General features: G+C 37.9%; 19 protein-coding genes. 2 read left to right on the top strand and 17 right to left on the bottom strand.

The window, feature by feature from the left end:
• Nucleotides 1-32: 32 nt before the first annotated feature.
• The 6 genes from IGI68_RS07605 to IGI68_RS07580 form a co-directional block, all read right to left on the bottom strand.
• Entirely contained in the window at nt 33-488 is a 456-nt protein-coding gene (locus tag IGI68_RS07605) for an immunoglobulin-like domain-containing protein (RefSeq protein WP_438732009.1), read from the bottom strand.
• Nucleotides 489-726: 238 nt separating this feature from the next.
• Nucleotides 727-936, bottom strand: a complete 210-nt coding sequence (locus IGI68_RS07600; RefSeq protein ID WP_071875723.1) for a hypothetical protein — start codon at nt 934-936, stop codon at nt 727-729.
• A gap of 304 nt (nt 937-1,240) precedes the next feature.
• On the bottom strand, nt 1,241-2,602 hold the full coding sequence (mgtE, locus tag IGI68_RS07595) for a magnesium transporter (protein WP_438732006.1): 1,362 nt from the start codon (nt 2,600-2,602) through the stop codon (nt 1,241-1,243).
• Between the two features lie 14 nt (nt 2,603-2,616).
• Nucleotides 2,617-3,513, bottom strand: coding sequence for an RluA family pseudouridine synthase (locus IGI68_RS07590; RefSeq protein ID WP_438732004.1), 897 nt, complete (start codon nt 3,511-3,513; stop codon nt 2,617-2,619).
• 1 nt (nt 3,514) lies between these two features.
• Nucleotides 3,515-4,324: an NAD kinase gene (locus IGI68_RS07585; RefSeq protein ID WP_438732002.1), complete on the bottom strand. Its 810-nt coding sequence runs from the start codon at nt 4,322-4,324 to the stop codon at nt 3,515-3,517.
• 5 nt (nt 4,325-4,329) lie between these two features.
• The gene (locus IGI68_RS07580; RefSeq protein WP_071875726.1) at nt 4,330-4,995 is read right to left on the bottom strand and encodes a GTP pyrophosphokinase; all 666 of its coding nucleotides are present in this window, start codon (nt 4,993-4,995) and stop codon (nt 4,330-4,332) included.
• A gap of 169 nt (nt 4,996-5,164) precedes the next feature.
• Here IGI68_RS07580 and IGI68_RS07575 point away from each other — a divergent pair, with 169 nt between their 5' ends.
• Both IGI68_RS07575 and IGI68_RS07570 read left to right on the top strand, forming a co-directional pair.
• Nucleotides 5,165-5,737, top strand: coding sequence for a CYTH domain-containing protein (locus tag IGI68_RS07575; RefSeq protein WP_438731999.1), 573 nt, complete (start codon nt 5,165-5,167; stop codon nt 5,735-5,737).
• Nucleotides 5,738-5,889: 152 nt separating this feature from the next.
• The gene (locus IGI68_RS07570; protein ID WP_071875728.1) at nt 5,890-6,492 is read left to right on the top strand and encodes a DsbA family protein; all 603 of its coding nucleotides are present in this window, start codon (nt 5,890-5,892) and stop codon (nt 6,490-6,492) included.
• Between the two features lie 88 nt (nt 6,493-6,580).
• On the opposite strand, the gene pepF is transcribed toward IGI68_RS07570, so the two are convergent.
• The 11 genes from pepF to IGI68_RS07515 form a co-directional block, all read right to left on the bottom strand.
• Complete coding sequence (gene pepF, locus IGI68_RS07565) at nt 6,581-8,398, bottom strand: oligoendopeptidase F (protein ID WP_438731996.1); 1,818 nt, start codon at nt 8,396-8,398, stop codon at nt 6,581-6,583.
• A gap of 71 nt (nt 8,399-8,469) precedes the next feature.
• A complete protein-coding gene (locus tag IGI68_RS07560) occupies nt 8,470-8,919 on the bottom strand; it encodes a hypothetical protein (RefSeq protein ID WP_071875730.1) in 450 nt (149 codons plus the stop codon).
• A 97-nt stretch (nt 8,920-9,016) separates the two neighbouring features.
• Nucleotides 9,017-10,135, bottom strand: a complete 1,119-nt coding sequence (gene tnpB / locus IGI68_RS07555; protein WP_438731994.1) for an IS200/IS605 family element RNA-guided endonuclease TnpB — start codon at nt 10,133-10,135, stop codon at nt 9,017-9,019.
• A 25-nt stretch (nt 10,136-10,160) separates the two neighbouring features.
• Nucleotides 10,161-10,562 (bottom strand): IS200/IS605 family transposase, encoded by a 402-nt coding sequence (gene tnpA / locus IGI68_RS07550; protein WP_438731992.1) that lies wholly within the window; start codon nt 10,560-10,562, stop codon nt 10,161-10,163.
• A gap of 528 nt (nt 10,563-11,090) precedes the next feature.
• Entirely contained in the window at nt 11,091-11,570 is a 480-nt protein-coding gene (locus IGI68_RS07545; protein ID WP_379952631.1) for a competence protein CoiA, read from the bottom strand.
• 290 nt (nt 11,571-11,860) lie between these two features.
• Nucleotides 11,861-14,128 (bottom strand): putative bifunctional diguanylate cyclase/phosphodiesterase, encoded by a 2,268-nt coding sequence (locus tag IGI68_RS07540; protein ID WP_438731989.1) that lies wholly within the window; start codon nt 14,126-14,128, stop codon nt 11,861-11,863.
• Nucleotides 14,129-14,197: 69 nt separating this feature from the next.
• Nucleotides 14,198-15,142, bottom strand: a complete 945-nt coding sequence (locus tag IGI68_RS07535) for a diguanylate cyclase (protein WP_438731987.1) — start codon at nt 15,140-15,142, stop codon at nt 14,198-14,200.
• Between the two features lie 13 nt (nt 15,143-15,155).
• Complete coding sequence (locus tag IGI68_RS07530; protein WP_273230532.1) at nt 15,156-15,956, bottom strand: alpha/beta hydrolase; 801 nt, start codon at nt 15,954-15,956, stop codon at nt 15,156-15,158.
• A 297-nt stretch (nt 15,957-16,253) separates the two neighbouring features.
• Nucleotides 16,254-16,988: an adaptor protein MecA gene (locus IGI68_RS07525; RefSeq protein ID WP_273230530.1), complete on the bottom strand. Its 735-nt coding sequence runs from the start codon at nt 16,986-16,988 to the stop codon at nt 16,254-16,256.
• A gap of 189 nt (nt 16,989-17,177) precedes the next feature.
• The gene (gene spxA / locus IGI68_RS07520; RefSeq protein ID WP_071875366.1) at nt 17,178-17,576 is read right to left on the bottom strand and encodes a transcriptional regulator SpxA; all 399 of its coding nucleotides are present in this window, start codon (nt 17,574-17,576) and stop codon (nt 17,178-17,180) included.
• 202 nt (nt 17,577-17,778) lie between these two features.
• Entirely contained in the window at nt 17,779-19,518 is a 1,740-nt protein-coding gene (locus IGI68_RS07515; RefSeq protein ID WP_438731984.1) for an ABC transporter ATP-binding protein, read from the bottom strand.
• Nucleotides 19,519-19,636 lie beyond the last annotated feature (118 nt).

The raw sequence follows: 19,636 nt of genomic DNA, 5'->3' as shown, positions 1-19,636 counted from the left end.
CACGTCGATTTTCCGGAGTTTAGCTATTTTGTTTACGGTTCGATTATGTCAAAAGTCGGGGCAATCGTCACTGTGCGATTTTCTGTCTGAAAAACTTTTACGATGCGATACGTTCCAGCAGGCAATTTATCAAAATACGTCGCTAATGAGATGACTTCTTCCGTCGTTGCATTAGCCTCTAACAAGAAGGCAATTTCAATAAAAGCAACGGGTTCATCAAAAGGAACTTGATACCAAGAATCTTCGAGCCATACTTCTAACGTAAATGGGACACCGTAATAATACTCATCCGCTGTCAAATTTTCAAACATAAGCGTTAGCGGTTCATGAATCGTCTGTATCGTTTCTTCTTTAATCCGTCCTTCTATGCTGCCTTGGGTGAGGCTTACCGTTGAGCGTTCTAAATCAGTCGGTCGAAAAGCTTGCATGTGACAGCCAGTGAAAGTTAACAATAGTAACAGTAGGAAACATAAACGTCTTCGCTTCATTTGTTGCCCCTCCTTCAATTCGTTCTTTACACTTTTCATTATAACATCATGAGGACAGGCCTAAAAATAAAAAACATTTGACCTCTCAGCTACGAGTTCTATTCCATTGATCGTCGAAAGTCCTATCCCGTTCAGTGAATCTTAACGGTTGATTATCTGTATCAAGTGACAAAAATCCACTTCCTACCTCATGTCTGATTGCGACATTTAGTAAAAAGTGGATTTTATTGACTATCAGTTAACGAGATTCTTTTGGTGGTTGGCAAACATCGCATTTTCGTTGATGATTGTTTTTGAATTTTTTGAAGTTTTTTTCAAATTTGTTTCCGCAAGCACATTCAAATTCTAATTTTTGCGAAAAACCTTGAAATTCCTTCGTTAACAATTTACTATCTGAATTTTTTTCGACAAACTCTCTGATTTCTTGAATATTCCATCTTTTGCTCATTAACGATACCTTCTTCTTTCTTTTTCTGGGATGCTTTTAAAAAGTGCGTTGTTGCACTGTTATCAGGGTGTATCGGTTTAGCTCGAGCACGGGTTCGGAGATAAGATGAAAGTGCGAAAATCGTTGCTCGATTTCCTTCCTTTCCCTTTATCTCTTACCCATAAACGCTCGTTCTAAGACCTCTTTATTGAAATGGTTTAGCTCGAGCATGGGTTCGGAGATAAGATGAAAGTGCGAAAATCGTTGCTCGATTTCCTTCCTTTCCCTTTATCTCTTACCCATAAACGCTCGTTCTAAGACCTCTTTATTGAAAATGGCTCATAAATAATGCGGCGATGTTAAAGTAAATTAAGACGCTGGTTAAATCACTTAATGTGGTAATAAAAGGACCACTAGCGACCGCTGGATCAAAACCTAAACGATCCATGAGCATGGGAATTAAGCTACCGGCTAAATTCGCGACGGTAATCGCGGCCATCATCGCCATCCCAATGACAAATCCTAAAATAGGATTGCCTTTCCAGACAGCAACAATCCCAAAAATCGTAATTCCGGTTACCGCACCTGTGATTAAGCCCGTTAAGACTTCAGAAATGAGCACGCGAGCGAATGATTTTTCTTTATCATCACTAATGGCTAGACGACGGACTGCGACCGCTAGCGATTGTGTCCCAGCATTACCTGCTGTTCCGGTAATTAATGAAATAAAGACTGCCAAAATACTAGCCTCACTGACAAGTACTTCATATTTTCCAATTAAGGTTGCTGTTGCCATTCCTAAGAACAATAACGTGATCAACCATGGCAACCGACGCGTTGAAGCTTTCAGTGGACTCTCGCTAACTTCTTCTACGTTAACCCCCGCTAACCCAGAGTAATCACTTGTTGCTTCTTCGTCGATAACGTCGATGATATCATCGACTGTCACAATTCCTAATAAATGATCTTCATAATCCGTCACTGGTAATGCTAGGAAATCATAATCACGGAACGTTTGAGCGACGTCAAATTGGTCATCGCCAACATGGACGGAGATTACCCGCTCGCTCATGATTTCGCTAATAAAGGTTTCATCTTCATTGACGATCAAATCTCTTAAGGAAATAACGCCCACTAATTGATTTTGATCATTCACGACATAAATATAATAAATCGTTTCCGCCACAGCCGCTTCTTTTTTTAAGTAGCGCATCGCAGAACCGACACTTTGATTCGCCAAAATCGATACATACTCCGTCGTCATAATCGCACCGGCTGTTTCGTCTTCGTAGTGCAATAATTCTTTGATTTCAGCAGCTGCTTCATGACTCATTAAACTTAAATACTTAGCGGTATCTTTTTTACCTAATAAATTCAATAAATCGACCGCGTTATCCGTATACATGGCTGATAACATGGCCGCAGCATAACTAGGACGCATTTCTTCTAAATATTCTTTTAAGGCATCTTCGTCTTCTTCTAACGAGTCAAACATGTCCGCTAATTCTTTAGGTGACAAGTACGAATACATTTGTACCCGCTCTTTTTCCGTTAAAGACTCATAAAACTGTCCTTGCTCGTAAATATGTAATTCTAAAAAATTCTCCCTAAAATCAGAAAGATTTTGTTCTTGTAGTGCTATTTTTAAGACCTCATAGCGAGTGTCTAATTCATTTTTTTCTTCCAAATCATTCACCTCTTCTAATCAATTATGCTTACAATCGCCTCCATATCCTCTGGGAGTGGTTGTTGAAAGTGTAAGGCTTCTTGGGTAAAGGGATGTCGAAACTGTACGTCGTAACAATGGAGCGCCTGACGCTGAATCGATAAATCCATTCGTCCCTCATACATATCATCGCCAACTAATGGCCAGCCATTCGCTGAAAAATGAACTCTAATTTGATGTGTTCGACCGGTATGCAGTTGAATATCCACCAAGGCAATCGTCTCATTTTTCTTGACTAACCAATATTCTGTTTCTGCCTCACGTCCTGTTTCGACGACTTGACGCTTAATAATCGACGTTAAATCCCGACCAATCGCTTGACGCATCCAGCCATGAGCTTGTAAGGACTCCACGGCCCCCGAAACAAGCGCTTGGTATTTTTTAGCAAATGTTCGTGCACGCAACTGCTCGTCTAATTTCGCATGAGCAAAACCGTGCTTAGCAAATACCATCAACCCTGATGTATCTCGGTCAAGGCGCGTCACCACATGAACGACTTGGTTGACATACCCTTGTCGCTGATAATAAGCCTTCACCCGATTTGCCATCGTTTGATTCGGATGATATTGGGCTGGAATGGAAGAGATTCCTGTTGGCTTATTGACAATTAAAAGATGGTCATCTTCAAATACGATATCAATCGGCGTGTGATCTGCGACGAGGGTTTCATGTTCTCCTTCATCCGGAATAATAATTGTTACCACATCGCCGGCATTCAAAAAATAGAGGACATTTTTTTCTTCTTGATTGACAAGAATTTGTCCTCCTTGGAACTTAATCTTTGCTAAAAGACGTCTGGAAATCCCTTGTTCGGCTAAAAAAAATTTTACTTGTTGCGTCTCTTCTTTTTCATATTGATAACTAAACTTCATCTTATGATAAATCTCCAATAAATGCTTCCCTTACGCGACGCCAAAAATCCATATGGCGATACGAGGCAAAGCGAATTTTTTCGGGCGCCACTCGGTAATACACCGACGCCACATCTGCTTGCTGAATACTAAATTGATCCACCGTTACAAGGTGATCCATACTTTCTGGCAACCGTATTTCAATCCAATCGTCCTTTGGTACAACAATCGAAGAGCCGACTGTGCGAAAAACACGATTATTGAGCGAGGCAATTTCTGTTAATTGCATCGCTTCAATACTTGGATGTAAAACGGCACCTCCAATACTTTTATTATAAGCCGTTGAACCAGTTGGTGTTGAAACAGATAAGCCATCCCCACGAAAATGCTCGAATAATTCATCTTTTAAATAAACATCTGCGACCATCGTCCGGTGTTCACGCTTAATCGTCGACTCATTCAACGCCAAGAAATGCTTATCTGTTCGACCATCTCGATAACGAATCACGACATCCAATAACGGGTAGCTAACATTTTCTTCTTGGTTGTGACATAGCGTTTCAACTAATTCTTCTAACTCATAATCCCGCCAATCCGTATAAAACCCTAAATGACCAGTATGAACCCCTAAAAAACGGACCTGTTCCAGCTTGTGACTATATAAATGAAAGGCTGAAAGCAAGGTCCCATCACCGCCAATCGAGATGACAATTCCCGGATTTTCTTGATCAATGATATTCCCTGATGTTGACAATAGTTTCGTTAATTGACTCGCTACCGCAATGGATTTCGCCGATTGGTTGTGAACTAAAGCGACTCGTAAGCATCCCATCGGTTTCATTCCCCCCACTCAAGCTCTTTTTGGTAATGAAAATGATCATTCGCGCCTTTTCCATGTGAAAATAAGCGTTGTGCCTCTTGAATCTCTACCCGAATATTCGACATTTCTTCGTCTAATTGGTGCGCCGCTTCTGCTGCTCGTTTCAAACGCTCCCCAATTTCTGCTGGAAAATCGCCTTGATATTTATAATTGAGTGAATGCTCAATCGTTGCCCAAAAATTCATTGCTAATGTTCGAATTTGAATTTCTGCCAAAAGCACTTTTTCGCCATCCACTAACTGCACCGGATATTCCACCACTAAGTGATAAGAACGGTACCCACTCGCTTTTTTATTTTCAATATAATCACGTTCAATCACAATTTTCATGTCTTTACGATTACGCAATAATTGAACAACATGATAGATGTCATCCACAAATTGACACATGATTCGAAGACCCGCAATATCTGACATTTCAGTTTCCAACCGTTCAATCGGTATGTTCCGTAGTGTTGATTTTGCTAAAATACTATCGACCGGCTTCACACGTCCAGTCACAAATTCAATCGGTACATGTTGGCTCGTTTCACGAAATTGTTTACGAATACCTCGTAGTTTTACCTTCAACTCTGAAACAGCTTGTTCATAAGGTGCTAAAAATAAATCCCACTCTCTTTCCATGCTTCATCCCTCTTGTCTTTCCACTCAGATTCCTTCCCTATTTTAGCACAGATTTGATAAAACCTTTAGCCTTCTGACGAAACAATTCATTTCTTTCTCTTTTTTCACAGATAAGCTACAATAAAAGAAAAAGCCACCAGTGGCAGATGAACGATTGAAGGAGAAAAAAATGGCACAACAATTGGAAATTGAGTATAAAACCTTATTAAATCAGGCTGATTATCAGAAAGTTTTTGAGTATTATCAATTGCAAGATCAGTCCTTCCAGCAACAAACCAATTATTATTTTGATACATCTGATCAACAGTTACAAAAAAAACGTTGGGGTTTACGCATTCGTCAGTATCAAGATTACGGTGAATTAACATTAAAATGTCCCACCACTACGATAGGATTACTTGAAATCACCGACTCCTTATCTTTGCAAGAGACGAAGCAACTCATCGAAGAAAAACGCATCAAATTAGGTGGAGAAGTGGCCAAACGATTAACTGAAAATGGCATTGATCCTCAAGAAGTCAGAATCATTGCTGAGCTTACGACAAAGCGCTATGAATTTCCTATCGCCGTTGGCTTACTGGCACTTGATCATAGTTGGTATAACGGTCGCGAAGATTACGAACTCGAATTAGAAGTGAGCGATGAGACACAAGGAAAAATTGATTTTTCTCAACTGTTAGAAATGTTAAAAATTCCTTATCAAAAAGCTGAAAATAAGATTCTTCGGGCGATGAATCGTTAAATAAAAAGTGTTTCATTTCATTTTTTTTACAAATTCTGTTACAGTGGATAGTAATAAAGAGAGAACGTCTGAATGTTGTGTTCACATCACTGTGTGAATTCTTTTTTTTGTCTCGATTGTTCTTTTTTAAAATGCATATGGGGGTTTATCCATTGATCGAAATCTATCTATTTGTCAATCCACTTGGTAAAAACTGTGCAGAAGCAGAAAAATTATTGATTGATTTTACGAGTACGAGATCCGAAAAAATCGACTTAACGATTATTCCATTGATTAACCAGCGAATGATTACTGCTACATTTGAACAACAAACCATCGATTTAGAATCACGAAATCATTATTTTCGTTTAGCATATACAATTGCCTTAGACTTTAAAGCCGCTCAAATTCAAGGAAAAAAAGGCGCCCGTCAGTTCCTGTTAGCCCTACAACATCAATTACTCAACGAAGGCAGCCCTTATTCTGAGTCCCTCATTAAACAACTCTTTTTACAAACCGGTGGCGACTATGCGATGTTTAAAGAAGATCGACACTCCGCCTTAATTAAAGATCTCTTTTTAAAAGATCAATGCACTGCAAGAGATTTTCACGTTTATAAACAAACGAGTGCCGTTATCTATAATTGTTACCGCGAAGAAGATGGCTTATTATTAGAAGGATTAGACTTAATTCAAGAAGTCATTGAGCTTCAACGTTGTGCACCAAGAACCCCATCCTTACTACAACCATTGAAGATGAATAAAGCCTATAATTAGATCATGTTCGCGAAATTTAGCTAGTGAAATACCGGATAAATAGAAAAAAGGAGAAGATTCCCCAAACGGGACCTTCTCCTTTTTTTATTTAGACAAGTTCACTAATTAAGGCTTCTAGTTCATTTAAGCGTTGTTCAAAGACGTGCATCGCATCTTCCAAATACGTAACTTGAGTCATATCTACCCCAGCTTTTTTCATCACTTCAATTGGGAAGTCACTGCTACCAGCTTTTAAGTAGGTTAAATACTTCTCGAGTGCCTCTGGTTCTTCATTTAAAATTTTATCCGCTAACGCTGCAGCGGCTGAAAAACCAGTTGAGTATTGGAACACATAATAATTGTAATAAAAATGCGGAATTCGCGACCATTCCAAGCGAATTTCTTCATCTTCTGTTAAAGCTTCCCCGTAATATTTTTGATTCAGCTGACCATAGTTTTCACTTAAGAATTCACTCGTTAATGGGGTCCCTTTCGCATCTTCCACGTGCATAAAGTGTTCAAATTCCGCAAATTGCGTTTGACGGAAGACAGTTCCTTTAAAACCATCTAAATAATGATTCAAGATAAAGGCCCGGACAATCGGTTCTTTTTCGGTTTTCAATAAATATTCCGTTAAGAGATTTTCGTTTGTTGTTGAAGCAATTTCAGCTAAGAAGATCGAATAATCACCATAGACATACGGTTGATTTTTCCGCGTAAAATAACTATGCACACTATGACCGACTTCATGAACTAACGTATAGAGTTGATCTAATGCATCGTGCCAGTTCATCAAAATATAAGGCGGTGTATCATAGGCACCAGATGAATAAGCACCACTGCGTTTGCCTTTATTTTCCACAACGTCAATCCAGCGACTTTCAAAGGCTTCCTTGACAACTGCTAGATACTCTTCTCCCATTGGTTTCAACGCTTCTAGGGCTTTTTCAACCGATTCTTCATAACTATAACGAATCGGCGCTTCACCTAGTAGCGGCGTATATAAATCATATGTATGTAATGTATCTAGCTTCAACAATCGTTTTCTTAAAGCCATGTAGCGATGGAGCAACGGCAAATGATCATTGACAACATTGACTAAGTTATCATAAACAGCTTCTGGAATATGGTTATGACTTAACGCAGCCTCACGAGCTGACTCAAAATGACGGACCTTCGCTTGAAAATTATGTGCTTTAATATTCGTACTTAATGTCGTCGCAAACGTATTGCGGAATTGTTTATAAACGCTATAAATCCCTTTGAAAGCTGCTTCTCGTACTTCACGATTTGTACTCTCCATCAATTGTCCGTAGATGCCATGAGAGAGTTGAATTTTTTCGCCATTTTCACCGTCAATAATTGGAAATTCTAAATCCGCATTATTTAAAACGGAAAAAGTTGTACTTGGTGAACGGAAAATTTCACCTGCACCGGCTAATAATGCTTCTTGTTCTTGCGGTAAAATATGGGAGCGGTTCGCAATAACTTGCTCAACATAATGACGATAATGGGACAGTTGTGCTTCTTCCTCTAAATAACCCAATACTTGCTCATCAGACAAGGTTAACAATTCCGGTTCGAACCACGAAATGGCTTCGCTCACTTGGGAAAGTAACGCACTCGCGCGACCGTATAAGCCTTGATACGTTGTATTCGCCGTATCTTGGTCATTTTTAAGATGACTATAAACATAAAGTAATTCTAACTGACGAGAAACGTTTAAGATGTATTCCAACGCTTCTAAAAAGGCTTGTGCGCCATTGCCGAGCGTTCCTTTAAGGGTCTGAGCTTTCGGTAAAATCGCTTGTACCTCAGAAAAAGCGGCTTCAAACGCCTCGTCATTTTCAAATATTTTGGTTAAATCCCATGTCATTGCGACAGGAACATCCTCTCGTAAAGGTAATTGTTTTGGTGTATCTGTCATAAATAAACTCCTCCTTTTCTCATAAGTTTATCACATAACGAAAGGCTTGCCTTCACTTTAAAGGAAAAATTTTATTCGTATGATAATTCAGTGCATTCCGCATAAATGGCATGTAATATTTCTTGTTGCGAAACGAGCGGATACGGCCAGTCTGAACACACTTCTTGGATCGTCGCAACCCATTGTTGAAAGGTCTGACCTTTAGTGTAACAAAAACGCAGATACAATAAGGTTTCTTCAAAAAAGAAAAAATACATACTTTCCTTGTAACAACAATCGGGTAAATATAAGAGATGTCCCCCTTTAAGGTAAATCTTTTCTTGTAGTTGCATAATTTTCGGATCACATTGAAAGAGTTTTTCTTTTAAGCTGCATTTAAATTGTTGAATATGCCACGGATAATTTCTTTTTGCAATCGGTGTGAACGCGAGGATCTGTTTTATTGAAAAGGAGCGATAATGAAACGCATATCGTTCATAATGATATCGTCGCCGGTAGTGCCACTGGATATGATAATACAAGAGCAATTGCCCTTCCTCAACGTCAATACTATCTGACACTCCACACGACTAAAGTCGTGGGGTTCTTAGGTAGTACGCCCTAACAGGCGCAAATTTACTAAGCTATCCCCGAAAGTCCTTCGGTTTTAATATTTATGCTTGCATTAATATCTCTATCATGAATTGTTCCACAATTTGAACAGACCCATTCACGAATATTTAGCTCTTTCTTACCGTCATTCTGACCGCAAGAAGAACAAAGTTGTGAACTTGGGAAGAAACGATCTACTTTAAGTAAAGTACGCCCTTTCCACTGACATTTATAGTCTAATTGTCGAACGAATTCACTCCAAGAGACATCTGAAATTGACTTCGCTAATTTATGATTTTTTACCAATCCTTTTACATTTAAATCTTCAATACAAATGATTTGGTTCTCATCAGTCAGTTTTGAAGATAGTTTATGTAAAAAATCAGTACGTTGGTTTGAAATTTTTTCATGGATACGGGCAACTTTAACTTTCTGTTTTTGATAGTTTCGGCACTCATCGAGTTTTCGATTATGCTTTTTCGCAACCTCTAAACGTCTTGAAAGTTTTCGTTGTTCACGTACCAAACGTTGTTCAAGAGAACGGTAAAAGCGATTGTTATCGATTTTTTCTCCTGCGGATGTGATACAGAAATGAGTTAAGCCTAAATCCAATCCAATACTATTTTTCGCAGGGGCTTTTTGAAAATTATCAGAATCAACTAAGAATGTCGCAAAATATTTCCCTGATTTGCTTTGACTAATCGTTACGTTCATTAGTTTCCCTTTAAAACGCAATTCTTCTGCCATTTTGACCCAACCAACTTTCGAAACATAGAAGTATCGACCATTGACTTTCATGCCTACGGCAGTTCGATAGGATTTCTTCGAGTATTTTTTACTCTTAAACTTAGGAAACCCAAATTTAGAGTTAAACGTATTTTTGTACGCTTTATTCAAATCCATATTCACTTGACTTAGTGGTTGTGCTTCCACTTCTTTTAGCCAAGCAAACTCTTCTTGCTTCTTAAGTCCAGCATAGGTCAGTTTATTTTCAATATATTTAGGATTTTCTTTTTTCATCTTATCATTCGTAATTCTTTGATCTAGTAAAAAATTCCAGTAGAATCGAACACAACCAAAGGTTTTTTGAAATTGAATTTCCTGTCTTGAATTCGGATAGATTCTAATTTTATGAGCTTTTTTCATTTCTGTACACCTCCTTAACGTAAACTCAGTATCTTGTTCTTTGATTTTCCACATATCGTTTTATAGTTTCGCTAGAAACGTTTCCTGCTGTTGAAACAAAGTAAGACCGTGTCCAAACACTTGGCATTCTACTCAAGTGTTCAAACGATTGTCGCAGTTCTCTTGATGTTTTCCCTTTAATCACCTTCATGACATCTGCCGGCGAATAGGTTGGTTGAACATTTACAAAAAGATGACAATGGTCTTTATCTGTTTCTATCGCAATGATTTCCCATTCATTTTCTTTACAGATTGAATGGACAAGAGTTTTAAAACTAGCGTCTACTTCGGAATTGACAAATAGTTTCCGACGATATCTAGGACAAAAAACAAAATGATAGTTGAGTAACGATACCGTTGTCTTAGAATGTCTGTATTCGTTATCCATGAGTTAATTATACATTAATTAGTGTACGAAGTAAATATTTTTATACACAAATACTAAGCTTTTTTTGACTTTATCGTGTAGAGTTTGTTCACATAGGTTCGCAACTTCCTATGCAGTTCTCTGATGAACTTCTTACACTTTCATGCAAGCACAGACTATATCTTATCCTTCAACGTTACTTGTTAAGGCGAAACCACTTCCACACGCTTGTGTGTACTTCCCTCAAGAGGAATAGTCGTTGAACCTTCCTATTTCTAGGCTTGGCTGCTGATTTTCGATTATGCGAACACTTAGGATTTAACCTTATGCCATCTAACGAATTTTTTCTGTTTTCACCACGTTCACGCTTGGGTTTAATATCCCTACGTTGTCGTTTCGTCAGCTTTACGAGTTCCCAGCAATTCAGTTTCTTCATTGGACAATACGAGTTTTTGTATTGTCTCTAAATGCAAGTTTCCCTACATTCTTACAGTACATCTACAGGCTATCATCCCACCATTAAAATAGTGGTTTTCTCGCCCGTAAATTCTATAATTTGAGTCCGTGCGTTTTTTGGTAATAACAACACGCTTTTTGAAAGGTTGTCCATTTTTTATGCGGGCGTAGTTTTCCACCTAGAATCCACCAAGGAAGATAGCCATGTACAAAATACTGCGTTGTTCGTTCAGTATAACGAGTAAACGAAAGCGGTGAACATTGTACCTCGATTGCTAATTTCCCCCACAACAAATCTGGTCTTTGCTGTAGTTGTGGAAGATAGGCTTCTACTATAGCGTTCTGCATCCATCCTTTGAGCAACACTTTGGCAGCTAAATGCTCCGCGGACTCTCCTTCGCTAAAACTGGCACAATCCCGCAAAGAGACATGCGCAAAATGAGCGATTACTTTTACGCCTTTTTTAAAAATCACCTTACCGCCACAACCCGGACAATATAAGGATGATTTAACGATTGGTTGATAGTCACTTGCATCGACCAGCTTCCCTTGGTTTGTCTTTGCGATCATCATGATTTTCACCTCATGATTAGATTCGCACGAACGAGCGAATTTGTTGTCGTAAATCAGAAATTTCTGACAGAATGTTGGAGTCGCACTCGTTAATGTTAGAATCGTTTCGAACCTGTAGCGCCCAGTGACAGTTTTTTTCACACCTGGATTGAACGGGTGATAAATGTCTGCTCCTTCGGTCTCTACAACAATCTAAAATACTAATAAAAAAGGTAAAAAGACTGACATCGCTACCAGCCTTTTTACCTTTTTATTTTATCAACTTGCTAAGCATCTACCAAAAGACAATTTCAATTAGTCTCTTTGTCTTTATTAAATCCTCTTAAAAAATCAAGTGCTTGATCGTCAAATAACGGTCGACTTAAATGATAGCCTTGAATCATATCACAGTGATGTTTTCGAAGGTAAACGACTTGCTCTTCACTTTCGACCCCTTCAGCAATGACTTGTAGACCCATCTTGTGTGACATCGAAATAATATCAGATAAAATTAAGTGTTTTTCATCTACTTCAATAATTTTATCAATAAATAATTTATCGATTTTGACATTTTCGATTTGTAATTCTTCCAGTCTGGAATAAGAAGAAAAGCCCGTTCCAAAATCATCCAGCGAGGTTTTTATCCCCATTTTTTTGACTTCGCCTAAGATATCATTGACTTGTTCATAGTGGTCAAACAAGACCGATTCGGTGATTTCAAACTCTAATAATGTTTTACAATCTTGATGTCCACACATGCAATCTTTTATTCTTGTTATAAAGTCTTCCCTTAGCAATTGATGTCCGGATATATTGACTGCCACCGAGATATTCGCGTAGCCGATTTGTTGTAATTTTTGAATAAACTGACAGGCTTGCTGCAAAATCGTCATTCCTAAGTCAAAAATTAGCAACTCATTTTCAGCAATCGCGATAAACTCATCCGGTGGGACATTACCTAGGCCAGCGACTTTAAGTCGTGCTAAGGCTTCAAAACCAACAATGGTATTGGTCGCCAAATCTAACTTTGGTTGAAACATTAAATAAAAGCCTGCTGTCTCTTTACCACTAATCACTTTACGTAAAGCTTTCACAATTTGATCTTGACGCTTCAAATTATCAGCCATCATATCATTAAAGATAATCTTTTTAAGCGTCGGATGATGTTTCATATGAGAAATAGCCAACGTGGCATCTTGTAATAACTTATCCGTCGAAACATGACTGCGTGCGAGTTCAACAATAGCTACTTGTAACTCTAAATATTGTTTTTCTAATCCAATTAAGACAGGCTCTTCGAAATGCTTCAACAATTGATCCGCTCGTACTTCTAGAGCTGCTTGATCTTGATAGTCATTAAACACGATCACGAAACGGTCACCATCAAATCGGAATATCTTTTCATCTGCCTCTAAATTACACTCAATTCTCGCTACTATTTTTTTCAAAATTTGATTCCCATAACTATAACCATACGTCATATTGAAGTTACCAAAGCGCACAAAATTCAAGAGAAAAATCGCTTTTTTACGTTTATGGGTACGAGCTAAGATATCATCTAAATAATCCATCAAATATTTACTATTCGGTAGACCCGTCAACTCGTCATAGTAAGCAATTTTAATATTGATTTTACTTTTATGATAAGCATAAAAAAGAATACCACTGATAATTAAAATCACAATAAAGAAAATCCCCACGCCAAATAAGATAATTTGCGTAACCGCTCGAACGATTTTATCAGTCGGCCAACGTAACAACAAGCTCCCAATCTTCACATTCTCAGAGAAAATCGGCACCGCAATCCGGTAGTAATTTCCAAATGATAATTGAACACGATTTATTTCAATCCGATTTTCGGCTAATTCCGTTCGTAGTTGACTGTCTTCAACCTTTCTACCAATCATTTCATTCAGATTACTACTGACAATCTCATATGAATTATTAATAAAAAAGACATCTTGCACATCATCCCTATCAGCAATCTTATTGACTAAATTCGACAGTTCAAAGTCTGCCAATCTCGCTTGGATATTTTCTGCTAAAATCCCTAACTGGACAAAACTCCCATCCGGATTTTTCGCATAACCAAACTTATAAAAGCGTCCATCTTCTGTATCTCGTCGAACTTCTTCGATTAAAATCGTTTTTCCACTAGTCATAAAGGCGTTTAAGGGATGATCATCATAGACCTTCCAACCTAACTGTTCCTCATTCGTACTATACAAAATCTCTCCTGCAGGACTAAAAAGATTGATTTGATCGATTTGAAAGGTTTCAGATATCGATTGTAGGGCTTGATTGTCTTCTTTATCTTCAATCAGCATAATGGCTTGACTTGCCATTCTAATTTTTTCATCAAGTAATTCTGTAATAATTTCAGAAGATTGATTCGCTTGATAGAGGCTACTAGAATAGCTTTTGGCAATTTCTAATGTGGTATTTTTAAGTTCCTGATATTCCTCCTCAACTCTGACACTCACTGTCATATAAGTAATGATGCCCGTTACGAATAATATAATTGAAAATGGGACGAGGAAATAATTAATTTCGATGGATTTTATTTTATCCTTTCTCACTGGTTAACCTCCTTTAGTAAGAATGCGAATTGATCACTTTACCATCAAGTGCTGTTATGAAATAATTTTTTAAGAGAATGATTCGTCCATCTCTCCTCTGTGAACGACTTGATCACGTCCCAAACGTTTAGCCGTATAAAGCGCTTGATCCGCTTGAATAATAATATCGTCCAGTTCACTCGGATAGTTAATAGTCTGCAGTCCAAAACTAATCGAAACCGATACATCTTTCCATTTTTGACACTTAATATGCTTCCGAAATTCTTCAATCATTGAAATACTCCTATTTTTATCCAAATCCGGTAACAAAAGAATAAACTCTTCACCACCAAAACGGGCTAAAATACAACTATCATCAAAAAATTGACGCATCTCTTCTGCAATTCCAGCTAATACCGCGTCCCCCGTGAGATGACCGTATTGATCATTGACTTTCTTAAAGTAATCAATATCAAAAATACAAATCGAAAATACACGGTCTTGCTCTGAAAACGCTTGGTACATCTGTTTTAATTTTTTTATGAACATCCGGCGATTGTATAAGCCCGTTAAAAAATCAAGCTCTGCGTAACGTTTCATTTTTTGATTCGCATGAACAAGTTCTTCGTGTAACATAATTTTTTCCTTCAAAGCGACTTCTAACGCTTCATTAATAGCACGAATTTCTTTGAGATGTTCCATCCGTTGTTTATCTTGCAAAATAAAACAATCGATGATCATTTCCTCCTCAAAGAGTTGCGCGTTGAACATCACGGTCAATAACTCTTTTTCTTTTGTTTGTAATAACAAATAGGCCTCTGTCACTTGATGTTCCATTCTAATTTTAGGATAAATCATCGAATGAAAGAAAAACCTCGAACCATTGTTCATGACTTTTTCGATATGATTTCCATAAAGTTCCTTCTCTGAATAACCAACTAACTCTAAAAAGCGTTGGTTGGCAGCCAGGATATTACCCGATAAATCTAGCGTCACTAATGCAATGATTGAGCATTGCCTTCTTTTATCATACATCTGTCATTACCCTCTATTTCAAGTAGTGTTTGATAGCTGCAATTGTTTCCTCTGGATGACTGACATGAGGATAATGTCCTTTTGCAGACAAAACATGTAACTGACTATTCTTTATTTCTTGCGCCATATACTCCGCCACTTCTATTGGTACAAAACTATCTTCGGAGCATTGTAAAATAACGGTATCCGTCTGGACTTCTTTTAACAAATCACGATAATCAACAAGTAACGTGATTTTTAAGAATTCATAAGTAGTTTTAGGATCACTCGACAAAAAACTCGCTTGGACATAATCTGTTTGCTCTTGTCCTTCCGATATTGGTAACGCTACCGGTGCTAAATAACTCGCCCAGCCGGCATAGTTTAATTCCATCATCTCTAAGATTTGATCAACATTTTCACGCTCAAACCCACCGATATACTCTGGTAAATCATTCAAATAACGTGGGGAAGCGCCGATTACTTGTACTTGGCGGACTAAATCGGGTCGTTGATTCGCGAGTAATAACCCTAGCAAACCGCCCACTGAATGTCCAATGACAATGAGATCTTTAAATTTTAACGTATCACAAAGTTCAATTAAATCGTCGACGTATCCCATCAAACTTTGATAACGCTCACTTTGATAGGCCGTTTTATCGGATTTCCCTGATCCAACTAAGTCAAGCAAGATTAAGGTATAATCTGCCTCAAATGCAGGTGTAATCCAGCTCCATGCTTCTTGACTGGAAGCAAAGCCGTGAATAAATAAAATATGTTGCTCACCATTTCCGCGAATCGTTAAATGATGACGTTTTTGAATATCGTTAGTCATAATCATCCACCTTTTCATTTATTTTTATCATGCTTCAATCATTTAAAAACATGTGAATAAACAGTTATTTGTCTTCTCTGACAGTTTTAAAAAAACAAACACACTCATATTAACACGAATGTTAAACTGATGATAGGGCTACTTCCCTTTCTTTTTCTAAAAAATGTTTACTTGATTCCGTCGAGTCGTTTACCGTTAACTTACTGGAAAAATAATACGCCTTCAACTTGTGTGATTTTTCACTTTAAAAGATAAAAAAACAAGCAACCACCTTAATTTGACGGTTGCTTGTACAAGTTACACGATAAAATATTTTTTGATTGTTCCCAGCGCATCTTCGGCCATAATGATTTGACCATGCTCGAATAACACATCGGGTGACCCTTCACTCAATCGGGCAAACTCCGCTAGATGCGCAATCTTGTTTTTGATTTCACCTTCTGATACTTCCACAGAGAAATGCACGCTTAAATAATAATGATTATCCATGTTGACTAAATTCGTCTTCGCGTCTTCTAAATTAATAGCCCCAGCTAAATAAACCCCCGCCTCGAAATTAAGTAACTCAAACACATAGTCTCGAGGAACGATTACTTTCTTGTTTTTTGGCTTTTTCTTTGGTTTTTCTATTTGACTATTGCTCATTTTTGCGGCATTTTTATCGTCAATCGCTTCAATCATACTGTCTAAAATTTCTGCTTCTTCGTCGGTTTCTTCTTGATCTAAAAATGACAACAGTTCATCTTCTGTAAATTGATTCGAAAACATTTCGTAAGAGCCAAACTCTTCAGCCGAAATATTTTTGCTAATAAACAACTCCAGTCCGTCTCCTTTTGGTAACACTTGAAACGTGACTGCCTCGCTACTTTTGAATTCATCATTTACATCAACTTCTTCTAAAATACTGTAAAAGAAATTTTCAATTTCTTGTTGATTACCTAGTAAATCAATAAAAGTGAACCCGCGAGCAGCTAAATCTTCACTTTTAATTAGAACGCGTATCGTATTTTCGTTAATATGCTCCATTTCCATCGTCGTTAGCTACACCTCACTTTACTTATCCTTCTATGTTTTATTGTAACGAAAGAATTATAAATGTAAAGGAAAAACAGTTATTCCACTGTTTATCTTTGGATATTCTTCATTTCTGATCCATTTATCCAAGATAAAGCCAAAAAAGAAGGCAAACCATGATTGGCGTACCTTCTCGATCATTATTGTTTACAATCCTGACATCAACTGTGCTTGACGCAATTCTAATTGGCGAACATCTCGTGGTAAGAAGCGACGAATTTCATCCTCATTAAACCCAACTTGTAGACGTTTTTCATCGACCATAATCGGACGTCTTAATAACCCTGGATTATCTTGGACTAATTCTAACAACTCTTTGAGTGGCAGATCATCTAAATCCATGTTCAACTTCTGAAACACTTTAGAACGAGTCGAAATAATTTCTTCTGTGCCATCTTCCGTCATTTGTAAAATTGATTTTAGCTCGGAAATATTTAACGGCTCTGAAAAAATATTTCGTTCAACAAAAGGAATTTCGTGCTCCTGTAACCAAGCACGGGCTTTGCGGCATGATGTACAGCTTGGGGAAGTATAAAGTGTTAACAACGTGCATCACTCCTTTTCTTATTAAAAACAAAAGAACAGCAATCGAAAACATGTTTCATTATTCTATTTATTATAACGTACTCTTTTGTGAAATACTAGACCTCTTCATGGATTTTTCTTGAAAATAATTGAAAGGTTAAGATACGGACGCTACTTAAGCGAAACATTTATGCGTCATGCATCGCTTCCATCAATTAGTCACTCAATTAAGAAAAGACTCTGTGTTTTCCTCATGAAACTGAGCATCATAAAGTTTGCGGTAAGCGCCATGTTTCGCCATTAGACTGGCATGCGTTCCTTCTTCTAAAATCCCTTGATCACTCATGACGACAATCCGCGTCGCATGTTTAATCGTGGCCAGGCGATGCGCAATAATTAAAGTCGTCCGTCCTTGCGCCAACGAATGAAGCGATTCTTGAATCACTGTTTCCGTTTCCGTATCCAGCGCTGAGGTAGCCTCATCTAAAATTAAAATAGGTGGATTTTTCAGAAACATTCGTGCAATGGCTACCCGTTGCTTTTGGCCACCCGACAATTTCACGCCACGCTCGCCCACAACCGTGTCAAGGCCGGCTTCCATTTGATTAATGACATTCTCTAAGTGAGCGAGTTTCACCGCTTGAACAATCTCGGCTTCTGTCGCATCCAATTTCCCATAAGCAATATTTTCGCGAATTGTCCCTGGAAAAAGAAAGACATCTTGTTGAACCGTTCCGATTTGATGGCGAAGCGAGGAAAGAGTCATCTCTTTGATATTCATCCCATCAATCGTAATCTTACCACCCGTTGCCTCATAAAAGCGCGGGAGTAAATTACACAACGTTGTTTTGCCTGAACCACTTTGTCCGACAAAGGCAATCGTTTCGCCTGCACGAATCTTTAATGAGAGGTGATTCAAGACTTTCGTATGGTCTTCATAAGCAAAAGACACATCTTCATACACAATTTCTCCCTTTAAGTGATCGACCGCCACTGCGTTGGGCGCATCGACAATCGTCGGCTTTTTATCGAGCTCTTGCGTCAGACGTTTAAAGCCGGCAATCCCTTTTGGATAACTTTCAATCATCGTATTCACTTTTTCAATCGGACGCACAAAAACATTGGATAAGAGAATAAATCCGACAAACTGACCGTACGTTAATTCCCCTTTAATCGTGTAATACGCTCCAAAAATCAAAGCAAATAAATTAATCAAGCGAATCATAAAATAATTATAAGAGGAACTAACCGCCATCATTTTATAAAAAATAATTTTAGCTTGGCGATAACCTTCACTCAACATGCGAAAACGGTCTTTTTCAAATGGTTCATTCGCAAACGATTGGGTCACCCGAATGCCACCAACAGCCGCTTCGACGCCAGCATTAAAATTGCCTAAATTTTCATAAATCGTCGTATTAACTTTGGTCATTTTTTGATTAAAAAAGACTAAAGCAAACATAATGAGCGGCACCATCGCAAACGTGGCAAACGCCAATTGAACGTGCATTTGTAACATTAATAGAAATGCTCCAACTAACGTCATAATCGTAATAAAGACATCTTCTGGACCGTGGTGCGCCACCTCGGAGATTTCAAATAAATCCGTCGTCAAGCGACTAATCAATTTCCCTGTCTTTCGATTATCATAATACTCAAATGATTGATGTTGTAAATGATTAAATAACTCATTGCGCATATCCGTTTCAATATTCACCCCTAACACATGGCCGAAGTAGACGACAATATATTGCAATACCGTATTGATCATATAAAAAATTAGCAACCCTAAGCTAGCCAGCAAGACATAGCGAAAATTATTTTGTGGCATAATCCGATCAATGACTTGATTGACCGCTATGGGAAAGGCGAGTTCTAAGATTCCTGCTAAAATGGCACAACAAAAATCGAGTAAGAACAACCTTTTATATGGTTGATAATAACTAAAAAAACGTTTTAACAAATCAAAACCTTCCTTCCAATAATGACGTGACAAATTCAAAAAACAAACGATTCCAGTGAATGACAACGATTGTTTCTTAAATAATCATAGCAAAAAAAAGTGTAAAATCCTAGATAAA

It is taken from the genome of Enterococcus sp. DIV1314a (assembly GCF_051713805.1).
In the GTDB taxonomy this organism is placed as follows: domain Bacteria; phylum Bacillota; class Bacilli; order Lactobacillales; family Enterococcaceae; genus Enterococcus_I; species Enterococcus_I aquimarinus.
Note: the sequence above shows the minus strand (reverse complement) of the source record. Positions and strands in the feature narration are given on the sequence as shown.